The sequence below is a fragment of the Nocardia arseniciresistens genome (assembly GCF_046764875.1).
In the GTDB taxonomy this organism is placed as follows: Bacteria; Actinomycetota; Actinomycetes; order Mycobacteriales; family Mycobacteriaceae; genus Nocardia; species Nocardia arseniciresistens.
In genome coordinates, this window is sequence record NZ_JBKORD010000003.1 from 35,356 (window position 1) to 49,656 (window position 14,301).

A 14,301-nucleotide genomic window follows, 5' to 3' on the forward strand; every position below is an offset into this window, starting at 1 on the left:
CCGCACGGAATCGGGACGGCCGCTCTCGGCGGTGCGTCTGATCGGTCACCACGACGTGGACCCTGCCCACGCGGATTCACCGCGCGTCACGGATCTGGTGTCCCTGGCCCACAGCGACGAGGTGCTGGCACCGCACCGCGACCGGGTCGTCACCGAGCAGCCGGACCAGGCCATCCTGGCGTGGATGCCCTCGCATCGCGTGGAAGGTATTGCCAACAACTGTTTCCCGGTGGCGGCTCGGTTCGCGCTGGAGCACGCTTTGGCGGCTCGGTTGCGCGATCCTCGGTTCCGGGATCCGCGAGTAGACCCCGACACCGATCCGGTAGTTGCCGACCTGCGTCGTCGGCTCGCGATGTTGGACTCGATGACCGCGCCGCACAACGGGGTGAGCGGCGATTTCGGTGCGATGCTGGTGGGCGCGGACTGGAATACCGACGGGTTCGCGGACTTCGAAGCGATGGCCGCCGCAGTACCCGAGGGCGGGGTGATGATCGGGGCGGTGGCGTTCGACGGCTTCCAGCACGAAGGTGTGGTCGGTGCGCACGCGGTGGCGATCTACCGGAAGAACGGTCGGGTCATGGTCCGCGACGGGAATCGGCCCGCGGTCACCTTCGAGGTGTGGCGGCAGGGCCTGACCGGTGTGGTCGGGTTGCACGGCATCGTCATCAATGCCGATGGGACCGCGGCGATCCCGCTCGCCAGCGGCCAGCGGCCGGCACCGCGGGCGGGTACGGCGTTCGCTGTCGCGAATATGGGTAGGGCTCAGATGCCTCGTGCCCCGAATGATGGCGCCGATCTCGGGCCGGAACTTACCCGGTTGCTGCACACCTCCGAAACCCGAGCACCGGGTTTGGCTGCCATGGTTCGTCTGCAATTGCAGGCGCATCGCACAGAAATCGACCCGGGTGCGTCATGGGCCGACCCGCGCGAGGTGCTGTCGCCGAATTCTCGGGCACGCGCGGACTGGGACACCCAGTTCGTCGCCGTGCGCGGCCGGTTGGCTGAGCTGCTCGCCATCTCGCCCTCGGTGTTGGCCGATGAGGTGTTGGTCGCTCAGGAGCTGGCGGATCTGCGCGACCGCACCGACAAGTCTGCGGAACTCGCGGCGGCCGAGCAGGAATTCCGCTGGCGGCACGAGACCACCGAGTTGCTGTACCGGATCGACCGAATCCAGTTGCAGGCCCGCCAGATCGCGCAATTGCAGCGACGGCTGCATACCGCTGCCGAGCAGATCAGCCGCGGCGGCAGCGCCGAGAGCTACCGACGACTGACCGCGCAGGCCGCGCGTCTGGATGAACTGGCCGGTGACCGGGAACGGTTGGACGCCGAGGCGACCGCGCGGGGCACGCACCTGAGTCGAGCGACACAACACCGGATGCGCACAGAGCTTGGCAGTGCCTACGAGAACGCGGGCATGCTGCTCAATGCTCTGCTGGATGACGCGGACCCCCCGCCGATGCGACTGCCGCGCGCGCGGCTGGTGGAATTCGCACAGTTGCCTGCCGAGTTGGTTGATCGGAAACCGCAGACTGTCGCCGAGCAGTTGGTGGTCGAACGTGCCCGGCTGGCAAAGGATTTCCTGGAGCTGCGCGACCAACTCGAATGGGACCGAGAACTCGACGGGCATGCCGCCACCGCCCGTGTACTCGACGAGTTGCTCGACAGCGGCCTGGCCGAGGCGCTGCGCGATCATGCACGGACTTCGGTCACGCGCCGCGGCGAGGTGGGCCCGGAGCTGGTCCGCGCCCGCCGCGCCGCGGCCGCCGAGCGCTTGTGGTATCGGCAAATCCAGATCGCGGAGACCGGGAATCCGGACTTCACCGCAATGGGTCCCGGGCAGGCGGACAACGGTGACCAGGCTTCCGCTGCGGTTGGTGCCGAGCACCTGGCGGCTTTGCGGGCTACACGCCCGAGGCTGGCCGCGCCGGTCGAGGCACTGCTGCGGGAGCTGGGGCTGAATATGCCGACCGACGCGCAGTTGCGTGGCGGATTCCGCGAGTTGCTGCGGCAGGTACGCGAAGCCGCGGCGGAGCGGCAACTCGAACCCGATGAGCAACCTGCCCCGACCGAGGAACAGCTGCAACAGCTTCGGGCGCTGCGCGAGCACGCCCGCGCCGTGGGAGAACTGGAGCGGTTCCTGGCCGCCGGTGAGCGGATCGACCGGATCGAAGCGGTTTCCGCCGCACTGCGTCAGGCCAGAACCGAAAATGCTAGCGCAACACTGAGATTCGCGGATCTGTTGCGGACTGTGGCATCTGATACTTCGAGCGAACTCGCAGAAATCATCGGCGCGAAGCGGGACTGGGCGAGTGCGTTGTGGCGTCGTGAGCTGCGGGCGCACGGGCAGTTGCTCGCCGTGTCGCAGGCGGATCCGCAGCGAGGGCGGTTGTCGCGGGTCCTGCTCGAGCTCGCCGATGCTGCCGATGCGCGCGCGGACTGGGCGCGACGGGTCGGCGTTCTCGACCGGCACACCCGACAACTCGACGACGCGGCAGGACAATTGCGCAGGGCCGAGGAAGAACTCGCCTCCCTCGCCGAGGCGCACCCTGGTGATGACGCCACCGTGGCCGTTCGCCGCCGTGAATTGTCTGCGCGGATAGCGGAACTCGACACGACGTTGACCGAGACCTTGGTCCGGGTCGGCACCGATATCGAACAGCAGGCCCCCGCTGACACTCTCGGTGGCAGCCGGGTCACCGACCCCACCGACGGGGTGCGCCCTCGCCCGCTCGCCCGAGATCGCAGGCTGCCCGCCGACCTGCCACCTGCCGACGGCTCGACACCGTCACAGCGCCCGACCGCGCCGCAGGTGCTGCACCTGCTCGGCGACACCCCGCAGCTGTGTGCGGCGCAAGAGTTGTGGTTCGGCGCGAAAGTGTTGGGCCTGCCAGTACATGCGCCGTCGTTGCAGGACAAGAAGCTGCAGTTGGAGGGCATGAGCCCGAAAGAGGTGGCGCTGGCCGCGGGTGCGAGGTGGCAGCCGGGCGGGTTCGAGTCGCTCGATGAAATGTATGCGATCGCCGAAGGTGGCGGTGTGGTGTTCGGTGCGGTCGATTTCGGTGATGTGGGTGCGCACCTATTCACCGTGTATCAGGGCCGCGATGGCGAAGTCCGCGTGCATGAATTGGTCGGCCGCCATGAGGGCGGGGTGATCGTCGACCGGGTGAACGATGTGCGGTTCGACGAATGGGATAAGCCCGAAGGTCCTTTGTACGGCATCGTTTTCGACGAGAACCGTGAAGCAGTACACAAGCTGGTACCGGGCGAACAGCCGTCGGACAACCCTGGTGTGGACCATCCGGAACGCAACCTGGGTAAACGCTTCGACGATCCGGACGAGGAACCGGAATCATCCGAAGAGCGTCCCCCTGCGGATCCCGCGCCGGAGTTGGATGCCGACCTGCCGCAACTGCGCCAGGCAGCCGAACCCCCGGTGGACGCCGACCATCCGTCGCTGGCCGGGGCGGAGCCCACCCGCATCAGTTTCGACTTCGACTCACCCGCCGGGCTGGGGGTGATCTGGCGCAACGATGGTGTGTTCCTGGAGGAGACGCCAGCCGCCCGGTTGTTGTTGTCGCGCGGTGCGAACGCCGATCTGGTATTCGCCGGTGTCGGTGCGATGGCGGGCACCAGGTTCCAGGTCACAGTGGCCGGGGTGCAGAGCACGGACACCGGTCTGTCGGTCGAGTTGACCCTCAGCCTCGGGGAAACGCGAACGGCCCGGGTCATGGTGGAACTGGACCGGGTCGACGGCCGGGTCGTCGCGCGCTATCGCCGGGTCGACCTGGGCCGCGCCGCCGCCGAGTTCGCGCCGGTACTGCAACTGTTGCACGAGGGGATCACCGCCTGGCTGGCCCGCTCGGACGGCGCCTGGGCCGCCGACAGCGCGACGACCCCGACACAGGACGTGGTCGATCCCGCTGCCCGGCAGGAACTCGTCTCGCCGGAGCGGTTCGAGACGACGCTGCGCGCCGCGGACGGCCGCAACGGGAACGGTCGGGTCGAGGTATGGAATCGGCTGGCCGAAGAACTGCGGGGCTGGTCGGTGTGGACTATCGGTGAAGCGATAGCCGAGTTCGACCGAGCATTCGACGCCATGCGGGAAACCGACAGTGATGATATCCGGGTCGAGTTGCAGATAGTCGAAGGCCGACTGCGAGTAACCCTGTCCGACAACAGCGATCGGCTGGTATCCGCGCCGAGACAGACGAACGACGACCAGGACAAGTGGCATCGCTCCGGAGTGGACCGCGCGGGCAAGGCGGGCCGGACTGTCTGGTTCGAGCTCGTCCCCGGATCGCCGCGGACTGTGCCGCTGGTGCGGGATGCCTTGCGCGATGTCGACAGGCTCAGCGTGAAACATTTGCTGTCCCCCTTGGACAGTGAGTCGGCCGGTCTGATCTGGGCGCGCACCATCGGCCAGGTGGTTACGCGGCTGTGGAGGGATGCGGGTGATCCCGAGTTGCAGGCCGAACTGCTGCGCTGGCACCCGCAGCTGCTCCGGGCGTTCGGCGCGCTGCCGGTGGACACCGTGCACTCGTTGGTCGAGCAGGCGCTGCCGCAAGAGCTGGCGCGGCTGCTGGAGATACCCGAGTACAACCGCACCAGCCGCCAGCACCAGCTGGTGGGGCACCTGACCCTGGCCGAGACGGTGATCGTGCCTGGCGTGCGGGAAGACTTCGAGCAGGCGATGCCCGACATGCGGGTGCGGTTGCTGGCAGGTGAACATCTGCCGGATCGAGACGTGGACGGCGAAGCAACGCCAGGCGGCCGCTACCAGACCCGGACGGCAGTCGGTGACCTGGAGAACGCCGACACCGTGATTTGGTACCAGGCGGGCGCAGTATCCAATTCGAAGGGGATTGCCGAAGCTGTCGCGGGTGCGGCCGATTTCCTGCGGGAACGACAACGCATCGAGGCGCCGGGCACGGTGGCGATGATCGTGGCGGTCGACTACGACTTCGCCACCGCCGAAGGTCCGGTCGATCTGTGGACCAGGGTGTTGGCAACCCGGGAACACCACGATTCGGAACGCTTGGCCCAGCATGTCGCGATCACGAACACGGCCTTCGCCGCCCGCCGCAACGGCAACCGCCCTGCGGTGTTGTTGGTCGGCCGGGGCAGCGGCGCCGCCGTCACCGAAGCCGCCGCCGCGGTACCGGGCATGGTCGAGGAGCACAACGAGATCGACATCGGCCCACCGTGGAACCCGCTGTCGCTACTCAGGGATATCGAACTCGATGCCGGGCGGCGGGCCACGGCCGAGGAGTTGGCGTCGCGGCTGCGGACGCTGACACCGGATCACACGGTGTGGCAGGTCAAGTCTTTGCTGGAAGAAGTCGGTCGCAGCCCCGCAGACCTGCGTGATGTTGCCTGCCTCTACCCGGAACTGGTCGTGAACCTGCGGGGCGCGCCGATGTCCGCCCGTCATGTCGCTGTTATGCAGCTGTATGCCGCCGCACGCGAGCAGGCACAGGCATCCGGTGCGCAGACGCGGCGGTCCGAGGAGACCTATTCAGCGCTGCGGCGGCTGGTGCGCTCGGTCGACCGGCTACCGGGCTCGCCCGAGGTGGCGGTGCTGGCGGATGACGGTTCGGTGATGGCCATCGGCGACACCGACAAGCCCACCCACCTCGGTATCTATCTGGTGGCAGGGCACGAGCTCGGGATTTCCCCGGACCTGGGGATGCAGATGGTCGTGCGGGAACACCACGAGGTCGTGGTTGCCGCGGCCAAGGACCCGGGCCAGGCACAGCAGCGGCAGTTGTCGCTGCTGTGCCTCGGAGCCGACCTACAGCAGGTGGTCAACGCCGTCACCCGGATTTTCGAAGAACAGATGACGGCGTCCGTCCAGAACCGCGAGCTGTTACCGGAGTTGGCTACGAGTTGGATGCGCGGCCCCGAGGCGCCGCCGCCGTTGTTCGACGGTCAGCTGACGGCGCAGGCAGTCCACGCCGCGCGGTCTCGGGTCATCACGATCTCGAACCTGCGATTGCTGCTCGAGCAGGCCCAGATCGAACTCGGCGCGGAATTCGATCTGGACTTGCCCGAGTTGATGCACCCGGGGGCGGCACGCGACGCACTGGCCGGGTACCACCAGCGCGCGCGGGACCAGGTGGCTGTGTTGTTGGCCCACGACCGCTTCGGTGCGAATGCCACTGCGGCCGAGACTCGGATGCTGTCCGCGGCCTTGGCCGATCCGCTGTTGGCCGGGCGAATACTGGACGACCTGGCCGCGAATCCCGAGTGGATGCTGACGGATTCGCAGCGGGTCGCGGCGCGCGAAAAGCTGCTGCGATTGCGTGGGCTGGTCAAGGAAGTCGCGAATCTCGTCTGGCTCGACGCCCAGATCAGCCACTTGGTCGAGCTGGACCGGGGAGTGCGCGCAGCCCAGACCCGGGTCAAGGAAGGCCGCGACACATCCGCGGATCTCGACCGGCTCGTCGCCCACGTCGCGGATCTGCAAGAACACGCCGCACGACTCGTCGAGGCCGAACAAGAGTTGGGCGTGCTGACCGACGAGGAACGCAACCTTCTCCGTGCGCATGAACTGGACCCGGACGCGCCGCGGCAGCTGTGGCAGGCCATGGACCGGTTGACCCAGCAGCTCGAGCTGGCCCGGCTGGAACAGAGCTTCTACGGTGACGACGAGCACGACCAGCGGGTACGCGAATTGGTGCAGTTGTGCGAAATCGCTGAGCGGGAAGCCCGCCGCGAAACCCGAGTTCACCTGCTGCGCAACCTGTTCGAAAACTTGTTGGCCGAGTTCGCTCGACAGGCCAGGCAGCGGCCGCCGGTCGGGCCGGATGTCCGGTTGGGCGAGAACCTGCAACGGCTGCGTGCCGAAGCCGAGAGGCACGAACACGAAGCTGGACAGCAGCAATCGGAGTCTTACCCGCTGGGCCCGGACGGCCTGGAACCGTGGCATGCCCGCCGCAAGCGACTCGCCGCGCAGCTGGCCGACTGGCTGGGCATCGACGAGGATTCGCTGACGCCGCACGAGGTGGCGACATCGGGTCTCCAGTTGACGATGCGGCTGCAACTACTCGGGCATCGCGGCAGCGACATCCAGGTTGTCGAGGAGCTGCAGCAGCTCGACAGCATCATCGCCGATTTCGAGAAGACTCAGGCCGCACGCACCCGGACCATACAGTTCGGGGTATTGGCGAACCGGCTGATCGAGGCCCGCGAGCAGGTGTTGGCCGCCAAACGGCAATTCAGCACGCTGCGCGCGGAGCTCATCGCCCAATCGCCCGGCGATGCCGAATACCTGAGCTGGGGTGGGGATACGCGCACGCAGCTGCAGGCCCGACTCGCTGTCGAAGTCGACGGGGTCGCCGACCCGGCGGCACGCCGCAGTCTGCTGAACCAGATGGTCACGAACGTCGAGCACCATGCTCGACTGCAAGAGCAGTTCGAGCAGTTGGCCTATGCAGCCGGTCAGTTGGATGCATTGGCCGCCCGGCGTATCGCTGCCGAACGGGCCGAAGACAGCACCGCTGCCGCCGATCTGGACCGTCGGTTCACCGCTGACCTCGACGTCATCGCCGCCTCCCCACTCGAGGAACTGTTCCAGCACCTCACTCGACCGCCTGCCGCGCCCACCGATGGGTTCCGGGAAAGGCCGCTGCTTGCGCGGCCGATAGCCGATGTGCCGCAGACCGACTTCGACGGCGAAGCAGCGCAATGGCAGCAGTTCCTCGACGGTGAAGCAGCGTGGATCGGGCAGCACGAGCAGCTGAGCGAAGGGCAAGAAGCACATCTGGCCGGGGTGCCGAAGATCTGTGCCCTCGACTCGATGTGGTTCGTCAAAGAAGTCCTCGGCATGGACATCGAGGACCTGCCGTCGATGTTCGACACCGCGATCTGGGCCAACGGCATGCTGCCGAGCGATATCGCGCAGCGTTTGGGGGCGAAGTGGGAAGAGAACGGATTCGCGAACCCCGAGCAGATGCGGGCGCGGGCGGCGAACGGTGAGATCGTCCTGGGCACGGTCACCCACGGTGATGTCGGTGCGCACATGTTCGTGCTCTACCGCCGCGCGGACGGCACGGTCTGGGTGCATGAGCGCAAGGGCAACGAGGTCATCGACGTTCCATTCACCAAGTGGGACAAGCCGAGTGGGCGGTTGCATGGCATCGTGCTCGTTCCCGGACCGGACGGGCGCCCGGTGCCGAGGCGACCGCTGGGTGAGGGGGAGTCGCCTGGTGTGATCGGGCGGGATATGCCCGGTGTCGGGGACGTCGAGGGGCGGCTCGTCGAGGCGGCGGTGGCCGGGGATCAGGAGCCGGGCAATCGGGAAACCCGCCGGTTGCAGATAGCGGCCGAGTTGGCCCAGATGGGGTTGGCGAGTGTCGACGACCTGGTCTACGACGGAGCGACCCGGTTAGATGTGGCTGCGGCGCGCGAGACGGCGCGCAAGGCGACACAGTTCTGGGACCTGTCGACCGAAACGACCCGCGTCAATCTGGGGGCCGAATTTCCCGAGATTTTCGACACCGCCGAGGTCCTGCCCAGTGCCGGCATAGACGGCAACCGTATTCGACTGAATACGGAATACAACGAACTACGGTCCCGCGGGCGCAGACTCGACGCCACCGAGCACGCCCGGCTGGTGGAGTTGGAGGCCATCCAGCAGGCGCTGAAAGACGTCGACAATCGGGCCAAGGCTATGGGCATGCCGGTGCACCTGGTGTCCTATCCGGCGGCTGGGGACACTGCGAAGGCGTTGGTAGTCGAGATCGGCGACCGGAAAGCCGCCGCAGGGCATCAGGTGTGGTTCGCTGCGCGGGATGCGGCGGATTACGGCGCGCTGAACGGGAGCGTCGATGAGTTCACCGACCTCGCCGAGGCCGAGAACGTGCCCGGTCGGGCCACCTCGATCATCGGGGTGCTGCGCTATGCCCGCGCCGCGGGTGCGGATGTCGCGGCCAGCACGGAGTCGGTTGCCGAGGGGATGGTGCACCGCATCACCTTCTCCCAGGTCGCGCACGAACAGCGGGCGCCCTACCAGTCGCCGCCGACCGTTGAAATCGTGCACCGCGGCGACGGATCCGCGGTGTGGGCGGCAGTGGCCGACCGGCTGCCCCCCGAGAGCGTCGACCTCGAGGCCCGGACCCGGCGGTGGGCGCGGGCGCTGCCCGGCGCACCCACTCTGGAAGTGCGCTCCCGCCAGCCCGAGGCGGTCGCCGCTATCGGCAACCCGCGCACCGCCGACCACGTGGTGGTGTTGCTCGACGCGCAGAATATGGCGGAGTCACTGCGCACCGGCCTGCGTGACGCTGTCGGACGGTATGCGACCGAGCACCAGGCGCACCCGGACGAGACGACCGCAGTAGTGGTGGTGCAGGGCGGCGACCCGAGCCGAGTGGCCGACGTGCTCGTCAACTTGGCCGCGGTGGGCCGGGTCAGGTTGCACGGCGAGCGTGGCCTGCTGAAAACCGTGTTGGCCGACGAACGGTTGACTCGGCATCGCGCCGCGTTCACGCGTGAGCCGGGCACATCGCGGCAGTTCACCGACACGCTGGTCGACGGGGCACGGAAGCTGGTGCCGGAGTGGCCTTTCCGCCGCGCGGCGCGACCGGTCACCGAGTCGGTCACGCTGGGGGCCTTCCTGGACCTGGTGCGACGCATCGACGGTGATGCCCGACGGGTGCGACACATCGAGATGTTGGAATCAATGCTGTATCGGGGGCGGGCGCGGGTCGAGCTGAAAATGCTCGCCTTGGAGGAATACCAGCGGCTCTCCGACAAGATGCATCGGCTGAACGAGTGGGCTGAGTGGGCCAATAGCTCATGGATCAAACTGCGAACCGTCGGAGGTGCGCGGTACGACATCGCCAATGAGGAAGCGTACGAGCAACTACGTCGGGGCACCGTGCAGTTCGACGACTTGCTGGAGCAGGCGTTGCTGACCGCGGGACAGTTGGGGCTGCGCGCCGAACCACAACAGTCCTCGACTGTGCCGCGTGGCGGTGCGCTCACCCGGTCGATGAACATCAGTGCGCGACAGCGTCTCGAGGCGCGAATAGAGTTCGAGGGCCAACACTCTCTGGAGCCCGGACAGCTGCCCAGAACGCCGACAGAGCTTGCCTCTGAGCGTCGGATCCTGGCTGAACGCCTGGTGCCGCTGATCGGTGGCAAAGTCGATCAGCTGACCCCGATCCGGGTCGCGCAGCTGGTCGACCTGTGGGAAAAGCAGTACCGAGGTGCAGGTCTCGGCCTCGCCAAGGAAATCCGGGTACTCGACGCACAGATCGCCCTCTCGACGCAGTTCTACGCGGCAACACAACGGGGTGCTGGCATCGGTCGGTTGCAGGCAGCACTGCACCAGGCCCAAGCACACGTCGCGGAAGCGGATAAGCGCCTCGATGATCTGCGTAGCGCTTACCGGGAGCACCCCGAATACGACCTTTTCCCGCTCCCGGACGGGCCACTATCGACCGCGCAACTGGTCGAGGTCGATAATGCCGTGCGCGAGTACTCCACTGCTCAGCGTCAGTTCGTCAGAGTTGCCGAGCAGCTCGGCGAACTGAAGCAGATGCTCGCGGTCGCCCGGCACCGGGACCGGTGGGTGGCCAAGGTACCGGCGTTGCAATCGCTGGCCGGACGGATGGACGTCCTGGCCGGCGAGTGGTTGCGGGCGCAGTCGGACCTGGAGCCAGCCGAATCGGCGATCACCACATCGCCGCTCAGCCACGAGATAGGCGCATTCCCGTGGCTGACACAGCGATCCGGGCGCACCGACGTGCTGCGGGCACTGATGATGGACCCAGCCAACGCGATGCGGCTGGAGTTGCGCGAGCTGCTGGAGAAGTCGATCACCGCCGACACCGCGGCAGCACAGCTGGCCCGCATCGACGCGGCCATGGCGGAGGGCTTCGGAGTGAAGCTCGACGCTGTGCTCGTCGAAGACAGCCCCCCAGCCGATGTCTTCGGTTACGAGCCCCCAGACTCCGACACCCTCCGGCATCTGCGGGGCGACGAGCTGACCTGTCTGTTGGATGCCACCGACGCCGCCTACGCGAAACTCGGCAAGCGACCGCCGAAGCGGCTCGTCGATCTGTCCGGTCTGGCGGGGACGGACGCGAGGCAGGCGCCGCAGATCGTTGGATCTGATTGGGAGAAGGGTGGTTTCGACTCTTTCCAGGCACTGCACGATCGGGTGCTGTTCACCGGGGACACAGTGGTCGCGGTGCTCGGGTATCACGGGTTCGACAACCCGAACGAGGTCGGTTCGCACGCGGTGACCGTGTACCGGGACGGCGACACCGTGATGGTGATCGACGGCGGCCGGGTGACCACGTTCCAGGAGTGGGAGTCGGGCCAGCACGGCGTGGACAGCCTGGCCGGTATGGCGCTGAAATCCGACGGGACCGCGGCCACGCCACTCGGCCCGAATGGCGTGTCGCGCGCGGTCGCGGGCTTGGACTTCAAGAACGTTCGTATCGGCGCGCGGAGGGCCGAGATACCGGGATATGTCCTGCCGCGTCCCGGGTTGCCGACTGTCTATCGCGGCGCTGTCGGCTTCGGTCTCGCCGACCCGGCCGCGGCGCGGAAGATGTGGCAGGCTCTGCTGTGGCGTGCCGAGGGCGCGGTTGCCGCCGTCGAGGGCGAGGGCAGATTCGACGAGGTCGCTCCCGACGAGCGGGTACATGCTCGCCGCAGACTGCGCTTGCAGCAGATCGACTCGCGTTGGGACGCACTCGAATTCGCGGACCAGGACGCGATCCTGCACACCCTCGCCGATGAACTGGCCGCCGAGGATCTACCGGATACATTGCGCGACAAGGTGAATCGGCTCCGGCTGGTGCACGAGCGCGACTTGCTGCGCGACGCCGAACCCACCGTGGAGAACGCGGCCCGGCTCGCGGAACTCGACGCGTGGGCCGACCGGCTGACCGTCGCCGAACGCTGGGTCGCGCACCTGCCCGGAGAGCTGCCGGTGCGCTTGCTGGCATTCCCGAGGCCGGGTGAGTCGGGGAACCCGATACTCGCCGTCGGCAATGTGCGGCAGGCGCGCAGACTCTTCGTGCAGGTCGCCGAGGGCACGGTTCCGCCGCAGCCGGTTATCGGCGAGAACGATGTCACGATCACGGATCCGGATCTGGTTCGGATCATGAACGAGCTGACACCGGTCTTTCCCGGTGAGTCGATTGCGGCGGTATTGAGTTACCCCAGGGATAGCGCCGCCCTGCATCAGCAGATCACCGACCTGATCGCGACTCGGGCCGAAGATGCCCCAACGCCGGACATTGTCAACCTGGCGGCTGTCAGCGAAACGGCCAGGGCTGTCGCAACCGGCGCTTTCAAGATGTCCGGTCCCCGTCGGCGGGTGCTGTCGGCCCCGGTCTCGGTCATCCACGCCAACCCCGTGGACTCGGCACAGGTGCCGCCGCCGTACCCGCACACTTCACTGCTGGTGGCGGATGGCGAAGTAGACCGCAAGGTACGGGAAGATCCCGCCTGGGTGGTTTTCACGGCCATGGAATGGGTCGGGATGACCAGCATGCAAGACATGCTGGTGTCGCCCGACGCCGACCCCGCCGCGGTGCGCGCCCGCGCCACGGCCAACGATCGGATCTGGCACACCTGGCCGCCGTATGTGCATCGGATTCTGCTGGAGCAGCATCCGGAGATCCTCGCCGAGGCTCCGGGGCTGCCTGCCGCGGTACGCGACTACGCTGGCCGGGTTGTCCTGTACCAAGAAAGTATTTCCCAGCGTACGGATGACGGAAGGCAGTGGCTCACCGGTCATCGGGACATCTGGAATGCGCTGGACGTCGACACTCCGGTGCCGATGCAGCGGCTGTCACACCGGATAGACGGCGACACCCGGGAACTGACCGTGGCTTTCGGCAACCCGGACACCGCGAAGCGGGTGCACTGGACGATCTTCGACAACGCCGAACTGAGCACCAGTGTGCAGGCGGCGGCGCAGATGTTCGAGGGGCTCGTCGACGGGGATGGTTTCCGCGAGAATGACATCGCGCTCATCGCCGTGGTTCGCGGCGATGGGCACCACCCGGCCACTTCCGCCGAGGACCGGGCCGCCGAGGCCGTCGCGCAGTTGGAGCGCACGATCGCGGAACGCAACGCCATGCGCCGTTCGCGGGATCCCTACGGACACCGACCGGAAAACCATCTCACCGACTCCGCTGCCGCTTCCTCCGCTATCACCCAAGTGCGGATGGACGCCGCCGCGATAGCCGAGATCGATACGGTGCCGACCAGATCTGTACGGGAGATCCGGAACAGGCTCGATGCCGCGCGCGAAACCTACGCCACAGCCGCCACCCGCATTGCGGGTTTGGTGCGTCAGCTGCCGGTCGACGAGCCTGTGGATCCGGCCGACCTCGAGCCCGGTCAGGTGTTCGAGACGATTCACCGGCTGTCTAGGCGCGCCACCGACTTGGACTACGTGGGCATCCTGACCAACCTGTTCGACAATGCCGCGAGCCTAGTACTCGCGGACGCACAGGTGCGTCGATTCGAGCAGTACCTCGACGCCTCCGGCTCGGTGCCGACTCCGGGACTCGAGTCGGAGCGGAAGCTGGTTGCGGCGCAGGTCCGTCGGCTGGTGGCGGGCATGCAGTTCCTCGGTAGCGTCGACGGTTTGGCCGTCGAGATGACCCATGGCATGGGTCCGGCCCACCGTGCGGAGGTGGTCGAGCAACTGGGTCTGCCACTGGATATGAACGACCAGTCCACGGATCGGCCGCGGGAGGCTATCACCGCGCTGCTGGGGCGGGCGACATCGAGCGAGCACCTGACTCGGATCGCCGAATTGATCGAGACGATCCCGGATCTCGTCATCGCGGACGCCGAAATCGCGCACTGGCAGGGGTGGTCGCGCAGCGAAGGTATCGACTCCCTACCCGAGCAGGTGCGCCGGGCGAGCGTTGAACGAGGACTCGCGCGCCTCGATCTCGCCGACTTCGACGTGGATGCCAACACTCTCGATCCCGATGCGGTGCGGCAGGCGCGGGCGCGGCGGGCCGCGTTGCTGCGGGAGCTTGCCGAGCGTCTGGGCAAGCCGGTGTCGGCCTTGCGCGATAGGTACCTGGAACGTGAGCAGATGAGGCTGCTTATGACCCCTGCGTTGTCCAGCACCGCGGAAGTGCTGCGGCAGTACCGTGACCAGCGGGCCGTGACCGGGGTTATCGAGGCATATCTGCGAGCAGATCGTCGCTACCACCGGCTGGTGGAGCAGGCGAATCGGCTCGGGACGTTGGCCCGCGCTCGCAGTACGGACGCGGACGACGAGATGCATGTCATCATGTCCGAAATCGCCGAACAGTA

At 67.2% G+C, this 14,301-nt stretch carries 1 protein-coding gene (only partly in view); it reads left to right on the forward strand.

This entire window lies inside a single protein-coding gene on the forward strand: locus ACLMAJ_RS06260, encoding a LacI family DNA-binding transcriptional regulator (RefSeq protein ID WP_412012550.1). The 140,205-nt coding sequence extends 16,286 nt beyond the window's left edge and 109,618 nt beyond its right edge, so the window shows coding positions 16,287-30,587, spanning codon 5,429 (partial) through codon 10,196 (partial); the first complete codon in view begins at position 2. Both the start codon and the stop codon lie outside the window.